The sequence below is a fragment of the Aquabacterium sp. genome (assembly GCF_035476535.1).
Taxonomy (GTDB): domain Bacteria; phylum Pseudomonadota; class Gammaproteobacteria; order Burkholderiales; family Burkholderiaceae_C; genus Pseudaquabacterium.
Genome location: NZ_DATILJ010000097.1, coordinates 1 through 19426, shown reverse-complemented (window position 1 = coordinate 19426; position 19426 = coordinate 1). Strand labels below are relative to the sequence as shown.

Here is a 19426-nt window from a genome sequence, read left to right as displayed (position 1 = left end):
CCAGGAGTGAATGCAAAAAACCAGCCCGGGATTCTACCGGCGCCGGAGTGCCCGCTCGAGGACAGGCTCTGCAGCGCCGCGCCGGCCCGGGCACGGACCGGCGGGTGACGACATCGTCAGTTCATGAACATGCCGCCATTGACATGCAACTCAGCGCCGGTGATGTAGCCGGCCAGCGGCGAGGCGAGAAAGGCCACGGCATGGGCAATCTCCTCGGGTGTGCCGAGCCGGCCGAGCGGGATCTGCTGCAGCAGCGCGGCTTGCTGGGTTTCGGGCAGCGACGCCGTCATGTCGGTGGCAATGAAGCCTGGCGCAATGCAGTTGACGGTGATATTGCGGCTGCCCAGCTCACGCGCCAGTGCGCGTGTCATGCCGGCCACGCCGGCCTTGGCCGCGGCGTAGTTGGCCTGGCCCGCGTTGCCACTGGCGCCGACCACCGAAGTGATGTTGATGATGCGACCGAAGCGCTGTTTCATCATCGTGCGCATCACCGCTCGACTGCAGCGGAACACAGCCTTCAGGTTGGTGTCGAGCACCGCATCCCAATCGTCGTCCTTCATGCGCATGGCCAAGGTGTCACGCGTGATGCCGGCATTGTTGACCAGCACATGCAGGCCGCCGTGCTGCTTGACGATCGCCTCGATCGCCGCATCGACCGCAACCGCGTCGTTGACGTTCAGGCACAGCCCTCGCCCGCCCTGGGCGCCCAGCGCATCGGAGATGGCCGCCGCCCCGGCTTCGCTGGTGGCGGTGCCGACGACAACAAGGCCTTGCGCAGCCAGCGCCAGCGCAATGGCACGGCCAATGCCACGTGACGCACCGGTGACCAGCGCTACCTGCCGCGCATCAACGCCCACAGCGCCGCTCATGCCAGCAGCTCCCTGACTTCGATCAGGCTACCCGGATCGTGCAGCGAGGCCCCGACCGCGTCCGCATCGATGCGGCGGATCATGGCGGTCAGCACCCTGCCCGGCCCGCACTCGACCAGGTGCGTGATGCCGCGCGAGCGCAGCGCCCGCACCACTTCAACCCAGCGCACCGGGCCGAAGGCCTGGCGGTACAGCGCGTCGCGAATGGTGTCCGCATCGCCGGGCGCGGCGACATCGATGTTGTTGACCACCGGGATCGTCGGCACTGCGAAGGCCACGCTGGCCAGCCGCTCGCGCAAGCGCTCGGCGGCGGGCTTCATCAGGCTGCAATGGAAGGGCGCCGACACCGGGAGCAGCAGCGCGCGCTTGGCGCCCTTGGCCTTCAGCAACTCGCAGGCTTTGTCGACAGCGGCCTTGCTGCCGGCGATCACGGTTTGCTTCGGATCGTTGTAGTTGGCGGCCGAGACGACCTCGCCGGTTTCGGCGGCAGCCTGGGCGCAGCTGTCGCTGATCGACGCAGGATCCAGCCCGAGGATCGCCGCCATCGCGCCTGCACCCACCGGCACGGCGTCTTGCATGGCCTGCGCACGAAAGCGCACCAGCGCCAGTGCATCGGTCAGGCTCAGCACGCCGGCCACCACCAGCGCGCTGTATTCGCCCAGCGAGTGGCCGGCCACCGCCACCGGCGCCGCGCCGCCTTCGGCGCGCCAGGCACGGTAGCAGGCGATGGCTGCGGTCAGCATCACCGGCTGGGTGTTGGTGGTCAGATCCAAGGCTTCCTTCGGGCCAGCCGAGATCAGGCGCGTGATGTCCTCGCCGAGCGCCGTCGAGGCCTCTTCGAGTGTCGCGCGAACGGCGGGATGGTCGCGCCAGGCGTCGAGCATGCCGACGGATTGCGAGCCTTGGCCCGGGAACAGAAAGGCAAACGAAGTCATGGCAAGAACATCCAGAAGGCGCGCTCAAAAATCGAGCAGCACCGCACCCCAGGTGAAGCCGCCGCCGACACCTTCAAGCATCAAGGTGTCGCCCGGTTGAATGCGGCCCGATCGCACGGCCACGTCCAGCGCCAGCGGAATCGACGCGGCGGAGGTGTTGCCATGCTCGCCGACGGTGGCGATCAGCTTGTCCATCGGCAGCTTCAGCTTGCGCGCCGTGCCCTGCATGATGCGGATGTTGGCCTGGTGCGGGATCAGCCAGTCGATGCCGGTTTCGTCGCGACCGGCCTTGGCCAGCACGGTGCGGGCAGCCGCTTCGAGCACACCGACGGCCAGTTTGAACACCGCCTGGCCGTCCATCTTCAGGAACACGTCGCCCAGCACGTGGCCACCGGACACATGGCCCGGCACGCAGAGGATGCCGACATGGCGGCCATCGGCATGCAGGTCGGTGGCCAGGATGCCAGGTTGGTCGCTGGCCTCCAGCACCACCGCGCCGGCGCCATCCCCGAACAGCACGCAGGTGCCGCGGTCGTTGAAATCCAGGATGCGCGAGAACACTTCGGCACCGATCACCAACGCCTTGCTGGCGGCGCCGCTGCGAATCATCGCATCGGCCACCGTGAGGCCATAGACGAAGCCCGAGCACACCGCCTGCAGGTCGAACGCCGCACAGCCGTGCACGCCCAGCTTCTGCTGCACGATGCAGGCGGTGGACGGAAACACCATGTCCGGTGTCGAGGTCGCGACGATGATCAGATCGATCTCGTCGGCGCGGCGGCCGGCCGCCTCCAGCGCATGGCGCGCGGCGTGCACCGCCAGGTCGCTGGAGCCCACGTCGGGCGCCGCGAAATGGCGCGCATGGATGCCGGTGCGCGCCACGATCCATTCGTCCGAGGTCTCGATGCCGCGGCCCGCCAGTTCGTTGGCCAGCTCGGCATTGGTGACGCGGCGCGGCGGCAGCATGCTGCCCGTGCCGGTGATGCGCGAGAAGCGCGAAGAAGGTGATGATGTCGATGTCATGCAGCTTGGGCCGCGGCAGGTTCGTCTGGTGCGGCAGGCAGCACTGCCAGCGTGTCGCGGATGCGATCGTGCACGCGGTCGAGCAGGCGATTGCGGGCGGCATCATACGCCCGGCTGAGGGCTCGCTCGAAAGCGAAGGCATCGGACGAGCCATGTGCCTTGAACACCAGCCCGCGCAGGCCCAGTAGCGCGCCGCCGCTGTAGCGCCGGTGGTCGACGCGGGCCTTGAAGCGGTTGAGCACCGGCATCGCCACCACCGCGGCCAGCTTGGCCAGCGGCGTGCGGGTGAACTCCTGCTTGATCATCTGCGTCAGCAGCGCCGCGAGTCCTTCGGAGGTCTTCAGCGCCACGTTGCCGACAAAGCCGTCGCAAACCACCAGATCGGTGGTGCCTTTGAAGATGTCGTTGCCTTCGACGTTGCCGTGGAAGTTGATCTGCCCGGCAGCGGCGGCGGCGCGCAGCAACTCGCCGGCACGCTTGATGGTCTCGCTGCCCTTGATGACTTCCTCGCCGATGTTCAGCAGCCCGACGCTGGGCTCGTCCTTGCCATCGAGGGCGCTGACCAGCGCGCTGCCCATCACCGCGAACTGCAACAGGTGCTCGGCGCTGCAGTCGACATTGGCGCCGAGGTCCAGCACCTTGGTGAAGCCGCCGCGCGCATTCGGCAGCAGCGCGGCAATGGCCGGCCGGTCGATGCCGGCAAAGGTCTTCAGCACATAGCGCGCCACGGCCATCAGCGCGCCGGTGTTGCCGGCCGAGATGCAGACATCCGCCGCGGCGACGCCGCCTTCATCGGCCTTCAGCTGCGCAATGGCCACGCGCATGGACGAATCGCGCTTGCGGCGCAGCGCTACCTCGACGGCATCGTCCATCGTGATCACTTCGGTGGCCGCCACCAGCGTGCAGCGCGACCAGCCCGCGGCCGGCTTCAACGCGGCCTCGGTGCCGACGAGCACGAGCTCGGCCTGCGGGTGTGCATCCAGGAATGCGCGGCAGGCCGGCAGCGTGATGGCCGGACCATGGTCGCCGCCCATGCAGTCGACCGCCAGGCGCACACGTTCCAGAGGTGTTAACGACGTCGAAGACACTTGTTATCGGTACGCGCTGCGCGGCATCGGGCCGGCGCGATCAGGCTCAGGGACGAAGCGCGACGGTAGGGCAAGCGCCGCCAGTGCACAAGCGGGCGAGCCCTGCTTGCCGCATTCGGATGCGCGCGGCCGACAACGACAATGCCCGGCCGCGTGGCAACGGGGCCGGGCATTGAAGCATTCGCTTGGCATGGTGCGGGTGCGCACCGGGATGCGCAGCACCGCGGGCAGAAATCAGGCGTCCTGCTTGCTCTTGAGCACCTTGCGGCCGCGGTAGAAGCCGGTCGGGCTGATGTGGTGGCGCAGATGCACTTCACCGGTGGTGGATTCGATCGCGGTGCCCGGGGTCACCAGGGCATTGTGCGAACGGTGCATGCCGCGCTTGGAGGGCGACTTCTTGTTTTGCTGAACGGCCATGAAAATCTCCTGAGCGGGCCTCGGATCGGCTCGGTCCACCAATGGAACCTGCACGAGAGGCCGGGAAGGCGGTACTGTCAAGCCGGCGGCCGCAGCACCCGTGAGGGAAAGCCCGCGACTATAACATCATCGGCACCGAAGGCAGCTTAACCTGCCTTCGGCGGCTTCAGCGCCTGCAGCACGGCAAACGGGTTCGGGCGCTCGGCCGGCGCCTCGTCGTCGTCCGCCAGGTCATCGACACGCACCGGCAGCGGCTGCGGGCAGTGTTCGTGGCGTGGCACCAGCGGCAGCGCCAGCAGCAACTCGTCCTCGATCAACGTGCGCAGATCCAGCCAGCGCGGCAGCGCCAGCACGTCTTCTTCCAGTTCGGCATCCAGCGCCTCGGCCTGCGCCTCGTCGCGCACGAATCGCACACGCGTGTCCACGGCGAGTGGCTGCTCGAAAGGTTGCAGGCAGCGCTGGCAGGTCAGCCAGACCGCGGCATTCGCCGACAGGTGCAGCCACAGTTCGGGTTCGCTGCCGGCCACGGCGCGACGCTCGCCGCTGGCGCGCCAAGCCACGGCGGCAGGCGCTATGTCCTGGGGCGGTGCCTGCGTGGCGGCCAGGCGTGTGAGGTCCACGCCCGGCCAGTCGCCCGAGAGTTCCGCGGCGTCGGCCGCGAAGGCGGCGACATCGAGTCGGAGGGGATCCGGTTGGCGCGTCTTCATCATGTCAGTGTACGGTGCTGATGGGACAATTCGAGCCATGGCCATCGCCCCCGCCCTGATCCTCGGATCGACCTCGCGCTACCGCGCCGAACTGTTGCAACGCCTGCGCCTGCCCTTCGAGGCGGTGGCGCCCTGGGTCGACGAAACGCCGCTGCCTGGCGAGGCCCCCGCCGCGCTGGCGTTGCGGCTGGCGCTTGCCAAAGCGCACGAGGTCGCGGCGCGCCATCCGCAGGCGGTGGTGATCGGCTCGGACCAGGTCGCCGACCTCGACGGACGACCGATCGGCAAGCCCGGTACCCATGCGCGCGCCGTCGAACAACTGCAGGCCATGCGCGGGCGCGCGGTGGTGTTCCAAACCGCCGTGGCGGTGGTTCGCCCGACCACTGGCTTTGCACAAGTGCTGTTGGCACCCGTCACCGTGCGCTTTCGGGCGCTCGGCGATGCCGAGATCGAGTTCTACCTGCGCACCGAGCAGCCCTACGACTGCGCCGGCAGCGCCAAGTGCGAAACCCTGGGCATCGCGCTGCTCGAGGCGATCGATTCCGACGACCCGACCGCGCTGATCGGCCTGCCGCTGATCCGCACCAGTGCGCTGCTGCGCGAAGCCGGCCTGGACCCGTTGCAGCCGCGATGAGCGCGCCACCAACTCAGACCGCTCAGACCGGTCGCTTGGTCCTGGTGCCCAATGCGCTGGACCTCGGCACCGAGCTTGAGGTGGAGCTGCACCAGGTGTTGCCGCAAGCCGTGATCGCGCGCGCTGCCAGCCTGGACCATTGGGTCGCGGAGAACGCCAAGACCACCCGCGCCTTCCTCAAGCGCGTCGACCGCCTGGTGCCCTTGTCGCGGCCACTGCAGGACATCGTCATCCAGGAGTTGCCGCGGCCGCGCAAGGGGGCCGCGCCGGCCGCCGACACGCAGGATCTGCGGCCCTTGCTAGCACATTCGATGAGCGGCCACGACATCGGCCTGCTGTCCGAAGCCGGCCTGCCGGCGGTGGCCGACCCCGGCGCCTTGCTGGTCCACGCCGCCCACTTGCTCGGCATTCCAGTGGAGCCGCTGTCCGGCCCCAGTTCCTTGCTGCTGGCCCTGGCCGCCAGCGGCCTGAACGGCCAGAGCTTCGCGTTCGTGGGCTACCTGCCGGTCGAGGCCGGCGCACGGGCCACGCGCATCCGCGAACTCGATGCGCTGTCACGCCGCCAGGGCCAGACGCAGATCGCGATCGAGACGCCCTACCGCAACGCGGCGCTGCTGGCCGCGCTGTCCGAACACCTGCAACCCGGCACACGGCTCAGCGTGGCCTGCGGTCTGACCTTGCCGGGCGGCTGGTGCCGGACCTTGACGGCGAAGGCGTGGCGGGACGCCCCGCCCGCTCTGGCCGACCGGTTGCCGGCAGTCTTCAGCTGGCTGGCCTGAACGCGCCGGTGCTCAAGGAGGCGCCGGATCGGCTGCGATCAGGCGCTGCCACCGCCCAGCAGTGAAGCCACCTTGCGCTTGGCGCGGATGTTGGCCGTCAAGCCACGCGCCGCGGGCGACGGTGCCGGGGTCTTGTTGTCCCAGGCCGGCTTGTCGGTTCCGCCGTTGGTGCTGCTGCTGGGCTCGTAGGGCTTGTCGAAGAACGGGTCGGACGCCGTGCGTGGCGCGGCATAGCCGTAGCGCGGTGGCGGATCGAAGCGCTCACGCGGCTCGCGCGGCCGTCCTTCTTCGTCGTCAGCCACGCGGCGCGGCGGCCGGGGCGGGCGCTCATCGTCGAGTTCGATCGCTTCCAACTCGATCTTCTTCTTGATCAGCTTTTCGATGTCGGACACCAGCCGTGTATCGTCGCGGTCGACCAGCGTCACCGCCAGGCCCGAGGCACCGGCGCGGCCGGTGCGGCCGATGCGGTGCACGTAGTCTTCCGCATTAAACGGCACGTCGAAATTGAAGACGGCCGGCAGGTCGGCGATGTCCAGCCCACGGGCGGCCACGTCGGTGGCCACCAGCACATCGACCTCACCGCGCTTGAAGGCTTCCAGCGACTTCAGCCGCTCGTCCTGCGACTTGTCGCCGTGCAATGCGGCAGTCTTCAGCCCGTCGCGTTCGAACGAGCGCGCCAGGCGGGCTGCGCCGAGCTTGGAGTTGACGAAGACGATGGCCTGGCTCAGTTGCCGCTCGCGCAGCAAGTGGCGCACCGCGCGGCGCTTGTCGTCTTCCGCAACGCTGTAGAAGCGCTGCTCCACATTGGTGGCGGTGGCATTCGGCCGGGCCACTTCAACAGTGATCGGATCCTGCAGATAACTTTGCGCCAACCGCCGGATTTCCGGCGAGAAGGTGGCCGAGAACAGCAGCGTCTGCCGCTGCTTGGGCAGGTAGGACAGGATGCGCTGCAGGTCCGGCAGGAAACCGATGTCGAGCATGCGGTCGGCTTCGTCGAGCACAACGTACTCGACCTGGTTCAGCACGCAGTTCTTGGCTTCGATGTGGTCCAGCAAGCGGCCGGGCGTGGCGATCAGCACCTCGACGCCGCGCTTCAGTTCAGCGGTCTGCGGCTTCATGTCGATGCCGCCGAAGACCACCGTGGCGCGCAGGTTGGTGTGCTTGGCGTAGGTCTTGACGTTGTTCGCCACCTGGTCGGCCAACTCCCGCGTGGGTGCAATCACCAGCGCGCGCACCGGGTGGCGGGCGGGCGACATCGAGGCGTTCTCATGCTTCAGCATCTTCTGAAGCAGCGGCAGCGTGAAGGCTGCGGTCTTGCCCGTGCCGGTTTGCGCAGCGCCCATCACGTCGCGCCCGTCCAGCACAATCGGGATGGCCTTGGCCTGGATCGGCGTCAGTGCGGTGTAGCCGGAGTCGGCGACGGCACGCAGCAGCTTGGCATCGAGCGCGAGAGTGTCGAACTTCTGCGGCAAATCGGCAGTGTCGACGGATGAGGGGGTTTCTATCATGAATCCGGGATTATCCCTTACCTGGACCAAGTGCGTGAGATCCTTGGCGCCGGCCGTGCCGGGGGCGGCCCGGCGGCCCGGATCCACCCCGTAGAATCCGCCGCCTGTCGACAATCTACCCCCGGAAACCGGCCACGCGATGAAACTGTTGTTGCTCGGGCCCGAGGGCCAGCTGGGCTGGGAATTGCGGCGCGCCTTGACACCGCTGGGCGAGGTGATCGCCGCCGGTCGAACCGATGGTGCCGACCTGGCCCAGCCGGAGGTTCTGGCGCAGTGCGTGCGCCGGCTGAAGCCCGATGCCATCGTCAATGCCGCGGCCTACACCGCGGTCGACAAGGCCGAGAGCGAGGCCGCCCTGGCCCATACGATCAATGCCGAAGCGCCGGGCGTGCTGGCCCGCGAAGCGGCCGCCTGCGGCGCCTGGCTGCTGCACTACAGCAGCGACTACGTGTTCGATGGGTCTGGCGACCAGCCGCGCGACGAAGCCAGCCCGACCGGCCCGCTCAGCGTCTATGGACACTCCAAGCTGCAGGGTGAGGCGCTGATCCGCGCCAGCGGCTGCCACCACCTGATTCTGCGCACCAGCTGGGTCTATGCGGCGCGCGGCGGGAACTTTGCCCGCACGATGCTGCGGCTGGCCACCGAGCGCGAACGCCTGAGCGTGGTGGACGACCAGATCGGCGCACCCACCGGCGCCGACCTGCTGGCCGACATCAGCGCCCACCTGCTGCGCAGCGTGGCGGGCCGGCCTGAGTTCAGCGGCACCTATCACGCCTGTGCGGCAGGCGAGACCAGCTGGTGCGCTTACGCCCGCCATGTCATCGAATGGGCGCGCGCGCGCGGCGTGGCGCTGCGCGTGCCGCCTGACGGCATCGGCGCCATCCCGACCAGTGCCTACCCGGTGCCGGCACGCCGGCCCTTGAATTCACGGCTGGACACCCGCAAGCTGCGCGAGACCTTCGGCCTGGTGATGCCGGCCTGGCAAGGCGGGGTTGAACGCATGCTGGCCGAGGCGCTGAACCTGACCCTGCAACCGACCCTGCCCAGCCCATGAAGTTCAGTGCAACAGTCTTGCCCGGTGTCGTGATCATCGAGCCCGCCGTGTTCGGCGACGACCGCGGCTGGTTCATGGAAAGCTTCAGCCAACCGCGCTTCGTCGCCGGGCTGGCCAGCCTGGACCTGCCGGCGCCGCGACCCTTTATGCAGGACAACGAATCCTTCTCGCGCCGCGGTGTGCTGCGTGGCCTGCACTACCAGCTACCACCGCAGCCCCAAGGCAAGCTGGTGCGGGTGACGCACGGCGCGGCTTTCGACGTGGCGGTGGACATCCGCCGCAGCTCCCCGCACTTCGGCCAGTGGGTCGGCGTCGAACTCAGCGCCGCCAATCGCCGGCAGCTGTGGATTCCGGAGGGCTTTGCGCACGGTTTCGTTGCGCTCGAGGACGACACACGCTTCCTCTACAAGACCACCGATGTCTATGCCAAGGACTGCGAGCGCTCGATCGCCTGGAACGACCCGCGCATCGGCATCCAGTGGCCCGCGGGCCTGACGCCGCTGCTGGCGCCCAAGGACGCCGCGGCGCCCGCCCTGGCGCAAGCCGAGGTATTTGCCTGATGTCCGCCCGCCCCGTGAACACGATGACCACCGCCTATGACCAGACCCTCCAGTCGCTGCGCGACGCACCCCGCAGCTGGCTGGTCACCGGCGTGGCAGGCTTCATCGGCAGCCACTTGCTCGAGACCTTGCTGGGGCTGGGCCAGCGCGTCGTCGGCCTGGACAACTTCGCCACCGGCCATCGGCATAACCTGGAAGATGTGCGGGCGACGGTCGGCGCAGCGGCCTGGTCGCGTTTCAGCCTGATCGAAGGCGACATCCGCCGGCCCGCCGATTGCCAGGCCGCCTGCCGCGGCGTCGATCTGGTGCTGCACCAGGCGGCGCTGGGCTCGGTGCCGCGCTCGCTGGCCGATCCGGTGACCACCAACGAGGTCAACATCGGCGGCTTCCTGAACGTGCTGGTCGCCGCGCGGGATGCCGGAGCGCAGCGCTTCGTCTACGCCGCCAGCAGCTCGACCTATGGCGACCATCCGGGCCTGCCGAAGGTGGAGCACGCCATCGGCCAGCCGCTGTCGCCCTATGCAGTCACCAAGTACGTCAACGAGCTGTACGCCTCGGTGTTCGCGCGCAGCTATGGCCTGGCCTCGGTGGGCCTGCGCTACTTCAATGTCTTCGGCCCGCGCCAGGACCCGGACGGTGCCTATGCCGCGGTGGTGCCGCGCTGGGCATCCTCGATGCTGCGCCAGGAGCCGGTGTTCATCAACGGGGATGGGCAGACCAGCCGCGACTTCTGCTTCGTTGCCAATGCCGTGCAGGCCAACCTGCTGGCGGCGACCACCGCCAATGTCCAGGCCCTGAACGAGGTCTACAACGTCGCCGTGGGCGATCAGACCACGCTGAACGAACTGCACGCCATGCTCGGCGCGCAGTTGGCGGCTCACCAGCCGGGCCTGGTGATCAACGCACCGCAGTACCGTGACTTCCGCGCCGGCGATGTGCGCCATTCGCGCGCCGACATCGGCAAGGCCCGGGAGCGCCTGGCCTATGCCCCGACGCACGACATCCGTGCCGGCATGGCGCTGGTGGCCGCCTGGTACGCCGCGCAGCAAGCCGCCGCGAGCCCGGCGGCCTGAGCCCGTTTCTGCCGCGCGGCCTGGCCGCCGGCATGACCGAAGACAGGTTCGGACGCAGGCCTGCGTCCCTATACTCGCGCGCACCTCACCGCAGGGTGATCACTCCCGCCGCGCATGAACCTCCCCGGGCCCTTGACCCAGCTGGGCCGCTACCAGCTCCGCAGCGTGCTCGGGCACGGTGCGATGGGCGTGGTGTACGAGGCGCAGGATCCCCGCCTGGGCCGCAAGGTGGCCATCAAGACCATCCTGAAGAGCCACTTGGTGGACGATGCGGTGGGCCACGAGTATTCGGCCCGCTTCGTGCGCGAGGCCCAGGCCGCGGCACGGCTGAACCACCCGCACATCGTCACGGTCTTCGATTTCGGCGAAGAGGACGAGGTCGCCTACATCGTGATGGAGTTCATCGAAGGGCGTGAGCTGGCACAGCACTTCGAGGACAACCAGTTCTTCGATCGGCCCACTGCCGTGCGCCTGCTTTGCGAACTGCTCGATGCACTGGCCTATGCGCATGAGTGCGGCATCGTGCACCGCGATGTCAAGCCGGCGAACGTGATGATCGACCGGCAAGGCCGGGTCAAGCTCACCGATTTCGGTGTCGCGCGTCTGGCCGATTCGAACGCGGACCGAACACGGCCCGGCACGATGGTCGGCACGCCGAGCTACATGTCGCCGGAGCAGATCCTCGGCCAAGCCGTTGGCTCGCGCGCCGACCTGTTCGCCGCCGGCGTGATCCTCTACCAGTTCCTCACCCACCAGCGGCCGTTCGCCGGTGGTGGCCACTGGACCGTGCAACGCAAGATCGTCAACGATGAGCCGCTAGCGCCGTCGTTTGCCAACAAGGACGTGCCGCCGGTGTTCGATGCCGTCGTCGCGCGGGCGCTGGCGAAGAACCCTGAGCACCGCTACCAGAGCGCGAAAGCGTTTGCCGACGATCTGCGCAAGGCGCTGACGGCACCCCAGGCAGACGACCCCGAGGCCACCGTGCTGATGCCCAAGTCCAAGCCGCAGGCCGGCCGTGCGATGGCCAGCGCCACATCCGCTGCATCCGCTGTATCAACCGTGCTGCGCACATCGACGCTCGCGTCTCGCACGGCCACCGAGCGGTCGGCCAAGGCGACCACGGTAGTGCCGATCACCGTGCCGTCTGCACCTGCGCCCGTGGTACCGCGCTGGTCGTGGTTTGCAGGCCTCGGCGCTATCGCCGTGTTGGCCGCCGCCGCCCTGTGGTGGTGGCCCACGCCCGCACCCAACGCCAAGGCACCCACGGCCAAGGCGCCTGTCACCAACGCACCTGCCGCCACCCCTCGGCCTGCGGCAACGCCCCCACCCCCGGCACCGAAGCCGGCCGTCGTGGCAACGCCAGCGCCCTCGACAGCGGCCGCCGCAGCCCCGGCCGCGGCCTCCGACCCCGGACGCTTGGCCCGCACAGCCGACCCTGCACACACGGCCTCGCCGCCGCAGACCGTCTCGGTGGCCATTCGACCGCGTTTGCCAGTGCCCGCAGCGTCGGATACCGGGAGTACAGTGAAAACCGACAACCGCGCCGCACAGCCGGGCGGCACGCGCGCCAACAACGTGCGCTGCACCGAGCTGTTGCAGCGGCTGCAGCTCGGCGAAGACCTGTCGCCCGAGAACCTCGCCATCTTCCAGAAGGAGTGCAAGCGATGACCACCCCCAGCCCGGCGACGCCTTTCTTCAAGCCCCTGTCCGGCTGCCTGCTGGCCGTGATGCTGGCGGCTTGTGCCAACCCGCCGAGCCCGGGCGAAGCCTCCGCCACGGCGCCGGCACCCGCTCCGGCACCGGTGGCCCAGGCAGCCCCGCCGGTCGCGTCCCCCCCGGCCGCTGCGACGGCACCTGCCGCGCCGCCGCCCGTGCTGCCGTACGAGGAGGCGGTGCTGAGCGCGGCGAACAACCTGCTCGGCAAGGCCCAGCTGGCCGCCGAACCACCGCACCCGCGCCACACCATCGTGATCGACCCGCTGATCGACGGCGTCACCGGCATGCAGTCCAAGGCCACGCAGGCCATGGGCGCGCGCATCGTGCAGCTGATCCGCGAGCGCTACCCGCAGTACGAGGTGCAGCCCTTCACCGCCGCCAATGTCCAGAAATCGCCGGTGGTGCTGGTCGGCACCTTCACCGGCGTCAGCAAGGAGCGCAAGACCGAGGGGCGGCGCGAGTCCTTCCGCATCTGCCTGGCGCTGGCCGACCTGAAGTCCGGCAAGCTGGTGAGCAAGGGCCTGGCCTTTGCGCAGATGGACGGCGTCGATGTCACGCCGCTGACCTCCTTCCGGGACGCTCCGGCCTGGACCGAAGACCCCGCGACGCTGGGCTACATCCGCACCTGCCAGGGCACACGCGCGGGCGACCCGATCCACCCGCAGTACATCAACCGCATCGTGGCCGCCTCGCTGATCAGCGAGGCGATGGAGGCCTACGACGCCGGCCGCTACAAGGAAGCGCGGGACCTGTACGAAACCGTGCTGCGCTCGACCGAGGGCCAGCAACTGCGCGTGTACAGCGGCTTGTACCTCGCGAACTGGCGCCTGGGCCGCAAGCAGGAAGCGGTCAAGGCCTTTGGCCAGCTGGTGGACTATGGGCTGGAGAACAAGCGCCTGGGCGTGAAATTCCTGTTCCGCTCCGGCTCGGCCGTGCTTGCCGCCGAGACCGGGCCGACCGCCAGCCCCTACCAGCTGTGGCTGATGGAGCTGTCTTCGCAGGCCGGCAAGCGCCAGAGTTGCATGGAAGTCACCGGCCACGCCAGCCCGACCGGGCCGGAGCCGATCAACGAACGGCTGTCGCAGTTGCGCGCAGACCACATCAAGCGCCAGCTCGAACGGGCCTCGCCGGCCTTGTCCAAGCGCTTGATCGCCAATGGCATGGGCTCGCGCGAAACCCTGGTCGGCAATGCCCGCGACGACGCCAGCGATGCGTTGGACCGGCGCGTCGAATTCAAGGTGATCGGCTGCTGAGCGTCCGTACTCGGGGTGACGCGTGCACTTGACAGGCACCCTGCCATATCGTAACAAGCCGTCAATTCATTATTAAAATCAACAGCTTGGCGAATTGAACCGTGAGCATTCTCACGGACTCGGGTTACACTCGCCGCCGACATGGTGAGGACTCTAGAAAAATCCCAGGACGCCGCGGCCAGCGGCCACACAGCGCAAGGGTCACGCGCCAGCATCAAGGAGTTGCTCTCCCCCTGGGAGGAATTCCGGCGCGTCATTCCGCTGGTGTCGCTGAAGTCGCTGCTACACCGGCCGCACCCCTCGGTGCCCAAGGTGGCCGTGCTGCTGTGCACGATGCAGGCGCAGCACTTTCTGGCCGAGCAGCTGAATTCGATCGCCACGCAAACCCATCCGGCCTGGGCCATCTGGGCTTCCGATGACGGTTCGGACGACTACACCCACGCCATCCTCGAGTACTACCAGTCGCACTGGAGCGAAGACCGGCTGTCCATCCATGCCGGGCCAGCCGAAGGCTCCACCGCCAACTTCCTGTCGCTGACCTGCCGCGCCGACATTGACGCCGACTACTTCGCCTACGCCGACCAGGACGACATCTGGGAAGCCGACAAGCTCGAACGCGCGGTCGACTGGCTGAAGACCATTCCCTCGGATGTGCCGGCGTTGTATGGCTCGCGCACCTTGCTGGTCGACGCACGCAATCAGCACATCGGCTATTCGCCGCTGTTCGAACACCCGCCGAGTTTCCGCAATGCGCTGGTGCAAAGCATTGCCGGCGGCAACACCATGGTCTTCAACCGCGCCGCGCGAGATTTGCTGCGTGCGGCCGGCGAGAACATCGAAGCCGTCACGCATGACTGGTGGGCCTACATGCTGGTCACCAGCTGCGGCGGCGTGGTGCACTACGACGTGCACCCCACGGTGCGCTACCGCCAGCATGCCCGCAACCAGTTCGGATCGAACATCAGCCCGCTGGCGCAGATGAAGCGCGTGCGTTTGCTGCTGCAGGGCCGCTTCCGAGGCTGGGTGGACGCCAACCTCTCGGCGCTGCAGCGCGTGCGGCACCTGATGACGCCGGAAAGCCAGCAGGTGCTGGACGAGTTCGTGCGCGCCCGCAAGCGCTGGCTGGCCCCACGGCTGCTGGGACTGCGGCGTACCGGCATCCATCGGCAAACCGTGCTCGGCAATCTGGGTATCACGCTGGCAGCGCTGATCAACCGGCTGTAGAGCCGCTGTTCGTCATGAGCCCTGTGGCTCGCACGACGGCCGCGATCGTCGTCGTCTACCGTCTCGACGCCGATCCAGACACGCTGATCGAACAGCTGCGCACGACCGTTCTGCACACAATCGTCGTCGACAACGCCCCCGAAGGCCATCCGGCGTTGGCAAACCTGCGTCCCTTGAGCGACGTGACCGTGTTGAGCAACCGCAACCACGGCGGGCTGGCCGGCGCCTACAACCGCGCCTGCGGACACCTGCTGCTGACCCATGCTTCGATCCGCCAGATCGTGCTGCTCGACGAAGACTCGGACGCCAGCGCGCTACGAGAATTGCTGGCCGATCCCGCCGTTCAGGCGCTGCTGCATTCCGACACGACAGCGGCCGTGGCGCCGGCCTACCGCGACCGGGCCACCGGCCTGCGCGGCAAGCACATCCAGCTGCAGCGCTGGCAGCTGCACTACCTGCCGCGTCAATTCGACGCTATTGAACCCGTGAGCTTCGTGATCAACTCGATGTCAGTCTGGCGTGTGGCCGCACTGCGCACCATCGGCCTCTTCAACGAAGGCTTGCGCATCGACCATGTCGACACCGAATACTGCTTGCGCGCACGCGGGGCCGGATTGAACGTCTACGTCGCCGGCGCCCATGAATTCGCCCACTCGATCGGCGAGCGCAAGCGCTTCACATTGTTCGGCCGCGAGATGCAGGCCGGCGGCCATGCACCGCAGCGCCGCTACCTGATCGGCCGCAACACCGCCTGGCTGGCGCGCCGCTACCTGTGGCGCGAACCGGCATTTGCCTTTCTGTGCCTCACGCGGCTGGCCTACGAGGTGGTGGGTATCACGCTGGCCGAAACGCATCGTCCCGCCAAACTCGCCGCATTGCTGCGCGGCGCCGTGGCAGGCCTGTTCACGAGGCACCTGGAGTGAAGCAGCCCCCACGCTCACTGCGTTCGCTGCCCCCCGAGGGGGCGCTCAGCGCCTTCGGAACGGCCGGGCGGCGCTGATATGAACCGCAACCTGCTGATACTGCTGGCCGGCGCCTGCGGCTGGGCTGCATTCATGCCGGTGGGCGTCAAGTACCTGGCCTATCTGGGCTGTGGCCTGGCCGCATTGCTGAGCTTGGCGCGACAGCAGCGATGGGGCGAGCTGTGGCGCAGCCCCGGATTCGTCGCCGCCGCCGCGTTCTGGGGTCTGACGCTGGCATCGGTGTCGTGGTCCGGCGCATCGGCCGAGCTGATCGTCGGCCAGCTATGGCTGTACGGCATGCTGCTGGTGGCGCCGCTCATCGCACTGGCCTGCCCCCCCGAACTGGGCCGCGTGGCGCTGCGCCAGTTCGGCCTGGCCGCCGCCGTGGTCGGTGCGGCCACCGGGCTTGCGCAGGTCGGCTGGCTGCCGGCCAGCCCGCTGTGGCACAGCACTGTGGATGCCGAAGGCAACCAGCGCATCGTCAATTCGCTGGTGCTGTCGCTGGGCGTTGCGATGTGTCTGCTGCAGGCCTGGCAGTCGACTCAACCCGGCAGGCGTCTCGCCTGGCTGGGTGCAGCCTTGCTGGCGCTGCTGGGCCTGGCCCTGCAGGACCGGCGCACCGGCATGGTCGCGCTGCCGGTGCTGCTGGCGGTGCTGGGCATGGCACACCAACGTTCGGCCTGGCGCCGGCTGGTGCTGGTGCTGGCGGTGGTTGCACTGTCGGCGGCGGCCTGGCAGTTTTCACCCGGTGTTCGCGGCCGCCTCGACGAAGGCCTGCACGAACTGCGCACCTATCAGTCCAGTGACACGGCCGCCACCAGTTGGGGTATGCGCTTGCGCTTGGCTGAACACACCATCGACATGGTGCGCGAGAAACCGATCCTCGGCCATGGCGTCGGCAGCTGGCTGGCGCAGTGGCGGCAACGCGTACAACCCGGGCTGCTGATCTCCATCCACACCACGCCGCATGACGAGTACCTGCTGGTCGCCTCGCAACTGGGGCTGGCTGGCATCGTGCTGCTGCTGTGGCTGTTCGGCGGCAACCTCTGGCGCGCCTGGCGGGCGGGGCCTGACGGACAAGCCGCGCTGCTGGCCTGGACCGCGATCGCCTGGACCGGCCTCTTCAACGTCGTGATACGCGACGGCAAGTTCGCGTTGCCCTTGTTGTTGGTGGCGGGATTCGCAGGGGCGCTGCAGCGCGCGCGTTCGGCTTCCTGACGTCGATACCCTCTTCCACCGACGCCGGCATCAGCCCGGCGGGCGCACCGTCGAAGAGAACCGATGGTCCAGTTGCTGCTGCACTGCGCCAAGCACCGCTTCCAGGCCGCCGTTCGACACGGCTGCATCCACCAGGCAAAAGGCTTCGGCATGAGTCACGGTGGGGCCCAGCGTGTACGAGCGGTAGCGGTTCAGCGCGGTGACTTGCTCGCCATAGTCCTGTACTGCCAGTTGCGACGTGAAGCATTGCATTGCGCGTTGCTTGATCGGCAGCACGGCCGTGATGTCGATCAGGCAGTTGGCCATCAGCGCCTGGCCGATTTCGCAGAAGGCCAGCCGCGCATGGGCCAGCCTGCAGGCCTCGATCGCCGCCGCGCAGACGGCACGGTGGTCCGGATGGATCTCGAACGGCGACGGCGCCAACACCCAATCGACGCGGCCATGGCCGATGGCCTGGACGATGCGCTGCACCAGCGCCTCGTCGGGCGCCACGCCGCGGTCCGGCAGGCGCCAGAACTGCAAGGCATCGTCGTGGGTCAGGTAGCCGATCTCGCGGGCCGCCGCCAGGCATTCCTGCTCGCGCTGCGCGGCATCGCCGCCTGCCGCGCCGTCGGACACCACCACGACATGCACCCGCACGCCTTGCGCCACCGCCAGCGCCAGCAGTCCACCGCAGCCGAACACCTCATCGTCCGGGTGGGGCGCCAGCACCAGCAAGGCGCCGATGCCCAGCGTGCCCAGCGGCTGATAGGGCACGAGTTCCTGCTCGGGCAGCGGATGCCAGGGCATGGGGGGGGATGGGCTCACAGCCGGCGTCTCCTAAGTGAAATCGGCATCGCCGGCCAGCAGCAGCCAGCGATCCCGCAGTTCGTCGACTGCCGGGCCCGGCGTGTGCACGATGGACGGCACGGTGATGTTCAGCGGGATCAGGGTCAGCGCCGGAGCATCGATGCCAGCCACCTGATGCTTCTGCGATTGCGTGATCCACAGGTCCACGCGTTCGAGGCCGGCCGCGGCGGCGCGCTGACGCGCGATGGCGATCAACGCGGGCCACGCTGACGGCGGTGCCACCAGATCCAGCACGTCCAGATGCCGCTCGTGGGTTCTCAGCACCAGCACGCCAACCGGCCGCCGCGTCCAGCGGCGGCGCAGCAGCAGCACGTCGTAATTCAGGCTCGGGTGCGCAAGATAGCGGTGGCGCAGCCAGGCCGCATCGCGCACGCCGATGAGCTGACCGGAGAAAGCCGCCGCCATCTGCTGCCACAAGCGCTGCACCGCTGCTGCATGGCGACTGCCGGGCGCAAGCTCAGCATGCTGCAAGGCGCGGCTGCTCAAGCCCGGCGACTGCGCCGGTGGCGTGGCGGGCCAGCTGGCGCGCAGCATGCTGTCGACGCCGTCGTACAGCCCCAGCAGACGGGCCAAGGCATGATGCCGGTCGCTCGGAAAGCCGAAGGCCAGCACATGCCGCTGGCCCCAACCGATCTCGGATTCGAGAAACGCGGTGGTGACCTGATGCATGGTGCCCTTGCGCACCAGCGCGCTGTTGGCCGCCGGCGCCACCATCACGTCGCACACCTGGCAGGCCGTCACCGGCCGGCCGGCCCACAGCACCGAGCGCGTGCAGCCGCCGTAGTGGGCCACCAGCTCCCCGTCGCGGCTCAGCCCGGCCGCGAAACCACGACCCTCACCGTATTTCCAGTGCCAGTGGGCCGGGGTCATCTCGTGGCCGAAGACATGCGCGAACAGCGCCCGCATCGCGCCCGACTCGGTTGCTCCCACCGGGTGCAGCCGGTCTGACGGCGGTGCTGCGCGTTCGAAGCGCAGGCTGTACTCGCCGCAGGGCCCGTCGCGGCCCAGTTCGACCCGATCGGCCAGCACCCAGCCCATGCGCTGGGCCAGAGCCAAGAACGCATCGAGCGCGTGGTGCCCCGGTTGGTCAGTGGATGCGCGCTGCAGCACGAAGCGATCCTGCACCACCAGAACGGCAGCGCCCTGCGCCGTCAGCACAAGATCGGCAGCGTCGAACAACGCGAGCATGCCGACCTCATGGCTGCAGTGCCGCAGCACCAGCTCATCGTGGGGTTCGCCAGCCGGCGTGGCGAGCAAGGCGCCGCCCTGCCCCGGGCCGAACTCAAGGCGCCGCAGCTTCGCCGGCTGCCGCAGCAAAGCGTGACTCACGGCTACATCCCCAGCTGCCAGCGGTGCGGCAAGGCCACGAGGCCCTGCAACACGCTGTCCTGCCGGACTTCAAAGCCCAGCACATGCTCGGCCGCGGCGTAGATGTTGATCGAGCGCTCGCACAGCACGTACACCGACACGGTGTAGCGACCCTTGAGCAGCGGCAGTTTCTCGAAGTGCAGCGTCGCCTCCCCCCGGCCTGCGGCATCGCGCTGCAGGGCCACCGCG

At 68.5% G+C, this 19426-nt stretch carries 20 protein-coding genes; 10 read left to right on the top strand and 10 right to left on the bottom strand.

Annotated features, from left to right (window positions below):
• Positions 1-116: 116 nt before the first annotated feature.
• The 6 genes from fabG to VLK61_RS09805 all read right to left on the bottom strand — a co-directional run bounded on the left by fabG (position 117) and on the right by VLK61_RS09805 (position 5039).
• The gene (fabG, locus tag VLK61_RS09830; RefSeq protein WP_325420632.1) at positions 117-869 is read right to left on the bottom strand and encodes a 3-oxoacyl-ACP reductase FabG; all 753 of its coding nucleotides are present in this window, start codon (positions 867-869) and stop codon (positions 117-119) included.
• Positions 866-1804, bottom strand: coding sequence for an ACP S-malonyltransferase (gene fabD, locus VLK61_RS09825; protein ID WP_325420630.1), 939 nt, complete (start codon positions 1802-1804; stop codon positions 866-868). The genes fabG and fabD overlap by 4 nt, the downstream gene beginning before the upstream one ends.
• A gap of 24 nt (positions 1805-1828) precedes the next feature.
• Positions 1829-2827: a beta-ketoacyl-ACP synthase III gene (locus VLK61_RS09820; RefSeq protein WP_325420627.1), complete on the bottom strand. Its 999-nt coding sequence runs from the start codon at positions 2825-2827 to the stop codon at positions 1829-1831.
• Positions 2824-3882: a phosphate acyltransferase PlsX gene (plsX, locus tag VLK61_RS09815; RefSeq protein WP_325420705.1), complete on the bottom strand. Its 1059-nt coding sequence runs from the start codon at positions 3880-3882 to the stop codon at positions 2824-2826. Before plsX ends, VLK61_RS09820 begins: the two co-directional genes overlap by 4 nt.
• A gap of 267 nt (positions 3883-4149) precedes the next feature.
• Positions 4150-4332 (bottom strand): 50S ribosomal protein L32, encoded by a 183-nt coding sequence (rpmF, locus tag VLK61_RS09810; RefSeq protein WP_325420625.1) that lies wholly within the window; start codon positions 4330-4332, stop codon positions 4150-4152.
• 146 nt (positions 4333-4478) lie between these two features.
• Positions 4479-5039 (bottom strand): YceD family protein, encoded by a 561-nt coding sequence (locus tag VLK61_RS09805; RefSeq protein ID WP_325420623.1) that lies wholly within the window; start codon positions 5037-5039, stop codon positions 4479-4481.
• A 37-nt stretch (positions 5040-5076) separates the two neighbouring features.
• Here VLK61_RS09805 and VLK61_RS09800 point away from each other — a divergent pair, with 37 nt between their 5' ends.
• Together VLK61_RS09800 and VLK61_RS09795 are read left to right on the top strand one after the other, a co-directional pair.
• A complete protein-coding gene (locus VLK61_RS09800) occupies positions 5077-5673 on the top strand; it encodes a Maf family nucleotide pyrophosphatase (RefSeq protein ID WP_325420621.1) in 597 nt (198 codons plus the stop codon).
• A complete protein-coding gene (locus VLK61_RS09795; RefSeq protein ID WP_325420619.1) occupies positions 5670-6452 on the top strand; it encodes an SAM-dependent methyltransferase in 783 nt (260 codons plus the stop codon). The genes VLK61_RS09800 and VLK61_RS09795 overlap by 4 nt, the downstream gene beginning before the upstream one ends.
• A gap of 38 nt (positions 6453-6490) precedes the next feature.
• Here the strand turns inward: VLK61_RS09795 and VLK61_RS09790 are convergent, their stop codons facing one another.
• Positions 6491-7960, bottom strand: coding sequence for a DEAD/DEAH box helicase (locus tag VLK61_RS09790; protein WP_325420617.1), 1470 nt, complete (start codon positions 7958-7960; stop codon positions 6491-6493).
• Positions 7961-8099: 139 nt separating this feature from the next.
• Between VLK61_RS09790 and rfbD the strand changes: the two genes are divergently transcribed.
• From rfbD to VLK61_RS09750, 8 genes are all read left to right on the top strand, one after another.
• Positions 8100-9014 (top strand): dTDP-4-dehydrorhamnose reductase, encoded by a 915-nt coding sequence (rfbD, locus tag VLK61_RS09785; RefSeq protein WP_325420616.1) that lies wholly within the window; start codon positions 8100-8102, stop codon positions 9012-9014.
• Positions 9011-9574: a dTDP-4-dehydrorhamnose 3,5-epimerase gene (gene rfbC / locus VLK61_RS09780; RefSeq protein ID WP_325420614.1), complete on the top strand. Its 564-nt coding sequence runs from the start codon at positions 9011-9013 to the stop codon at positions 9572-9574. Before rfbD ends, rfbC begins: the two co-directional genes overlap by 4 nt.
• A gap of 23 nt (positions 9575-9597) precedes the next feature.
• The gene (locus VLK61_RS09775; protein WP_325420704.1) at positions 9598-10647 is read left to right on the top strand and encodes an NAD-dependent epimerase/dehydratase family protein; all 1050 of its coding nucleotides are present in this window, start codon (positions 9598-9600) and stop codon (positions 10645-10647) included.
• 114 nt (positions 10648-10761) lie between these two features.
• Complete coding sequence (locus VLK61_RS09770) at positions 10762-12315, top strand: serine/threonine-protein kinase (protein ID WP_325420612.1); 1554 nt, start codon at positions 10762-10764, stop codon at positions 12313-12315.
• Positions 12312-13616, top strand: coding sequence for an OmpA family protein (locus VLK61_RS09765; protein WP_325420610.1), 1305 nt, complete (start codon positions 12312-12314; stop codon positions 13614-13616). The genes VLK61_RS09770 and VLK61_RS09765 overlap by 4 nt, the downstream gene beginning before the upstream one ends.
• A gap of 141 nt (positions 13617-13757) precedes the next feature.
• Positions 13758-14840: a glycosyltransferase family 2 protein gene (locus VLK61_RS09760; RefSeq protein ID WP_325420609.1), complete on the top strand. Its 1083-nt coding sequence runs from the start codon at positions 13758-13760 to the stop codon at positions 14838-14840.
• Positions 14841-14854: 14 nt separating this feature from the next.
• Complete coding sequence (locus VLK61_RS09755) at positions 14855-15763, top strand: glycosyltransferase family 2 protein (RefSeq protein ID WP_325420607.1); 909 nt, start codon at positions 14855-14857, stop codon at positions 15761-15763.
• A 78-nt stretch (positions 15764-15841) separates the two neighbouring features.
• Positions 15842-17020: an O-antigen ligase family protein gene (locus tag VLK61_RS09750; protein WP_325420605.1), complete on the top strand. Its 1179-nt coding sequence runs from the start codon at positions 15842-15844 to the stop codon at positions 17018-17020.
• 30 nt (positions 17021-17050) lie between these two features.
• On the opposite strand, the gene VLK61_RS09745 is transcribed toward VLK61_RS09750, so the two are convergent.
• The 3 genes from VLK61_RS09745 to VLK61_RS09735 all read right to left on the bottom strand — a co-directional run.
• Positions 17051-17827, bottom strand: a complete 777-nt coding sequence (locus VLK61_RS09745; protein WP_325420603.1) for a PIG-L deacetylase family protein — start codon at positions 17825-17827, stop codon at positions 17051-17053.
• Positions 17828-17839: 12 nt separating this feature from the next.
• Complete coding sequence (locus VLK61_RS09740; RefSeq protein ID WP_325420601.1) at positions 17840-19198, bottom strand: GNAT family N-acetyltransferase; 1359 nt, start codon at positions 19196-19198, stop codon at positions 17840-17842.
• Positions 19199-19200: 2 nt separating this feature from the next.
• Positions 19201-19426: hypothetical protein (locus VLK61_RS09735; protein ID WP_414636798.1), on the bottom strand; the 226-nt coding region annotated here is incomplete at its 5' end.

Excerpts from the sequence above, each read along its gene's own strand:
- VLK61_RS09770 (WP_325420612.1), top strand. The coding sequence starts at position 10,762 with ATGAACCTCCCCGGGCCCTTGACCCAGCTGGGCCGCTACCAGCTCCGC.
- VLK61_RS09820 (WP_325420627.1), bottom strand. The coding sequence starts at position 2,827 with ATGACATCGACATCATCACCTTCTTCGCGCTTCTCGCGCATCACCGGC.
- rfbD (WP_325420616.1), top strand. The coding sequence starts at position 8,100 with ATGAAACTGTTGTTGCTCGGGCCCGAGGGCCAGCTGGGCTGGGAATTG.
- rpmF (WP_325420625.1), bottom strand. The coding sequence starts at position 4,332 with ATGGCCGTTCAGCAAAACAAGAAGTCGCCCTCCAAGCGCGGCATGCAC.
- VLK61_RS09790 (WP_325420617.1), bottom strand. The coding sequence starts at position 7,960 with ATGATAGAAACCCCCTCATCCGTCGACACTGCCGATTTGCCGCAGAAG.
- VLK61_RS09800 (WP_325420621.1), top strand. The coding sequence starts at position 5,077 with ATGGCCATCGCCCCCGCCCTGATCCTCGGATCGACCTCGCGCTACCGC.
- VLK61_RS09795 (WP_325420619.1), top strand. The coding sequence starts at position 5,670 with ATGAGCGCGCCACCAACTCAGACCGCTCAGACCGGTCGCTTGGTCCTG.
- VLK61_RS09760 (WP_325420609.1), top strand. The coding sequence starts at position 13,758 with ATGGTGAGGACTCTAGAAAAATCCCAGGACGCCGCGGCCAGCGGCCAC.
- VLK61_RS09750 (WP_325420605.1), top strand. The coding sequence starts at position 15,842 with ATGAACCGCAACCTGCTGATACTGCTGGCCGGCGCCTGCGGCTGGGCT.
- VLK61_RS09775 (WP_325420704.1), top strand. The coding sequence starts at position 9,598 with ATGACCACCGCCTATGACCAGACCCTCCAGTCGCTGCGCGACGCACCC.
- fabG (WP_325420632.1), bottom strand. The coding sequence starts at position 869 with ATGAGCGGCGCTGTGGGCGTTGATGCGCGGCAGGTAGCGCTGGTCACC.
- rfbC (WP_325420614.1), top strand. The coding sequence starts at position 9,011 with ATGAAGTTCAGTGCAACAGTCTTGCCCGGTGTCGTGATCATCGAGCCC.
- VLK61_RS09755 (WP_325420607.1), top strand. The coding sequence starts at position 14,855 with ATGAGCCCTGTGGCTCGCACGACGGCCGCGATCGTCGTCGTCTACCGT.
- VLK61_RS09765 (WP_325420610.1), top strand. The coding sequence starts at position 12,312 with ATGACCACCCCCAGCCCGGCGACGCCTTTCTTCAAGCCCCTGTCCGGC.
- fabD (WP_325420630.1), bottom strand. The coding sequence starts at position 1,804 with ATGACTTCGTTTGCCTTTCTGTTCCCGGGCCAAGGCTCGCAATCCGTC.
- VLK61_RS09805 (WP_325420623.1), bottom strand. The coding sequence starts at position 5,039 with ATGAAGACGCGCCAACCGGATCCCCTCCGACTCGATGTCGCCGCCTTC.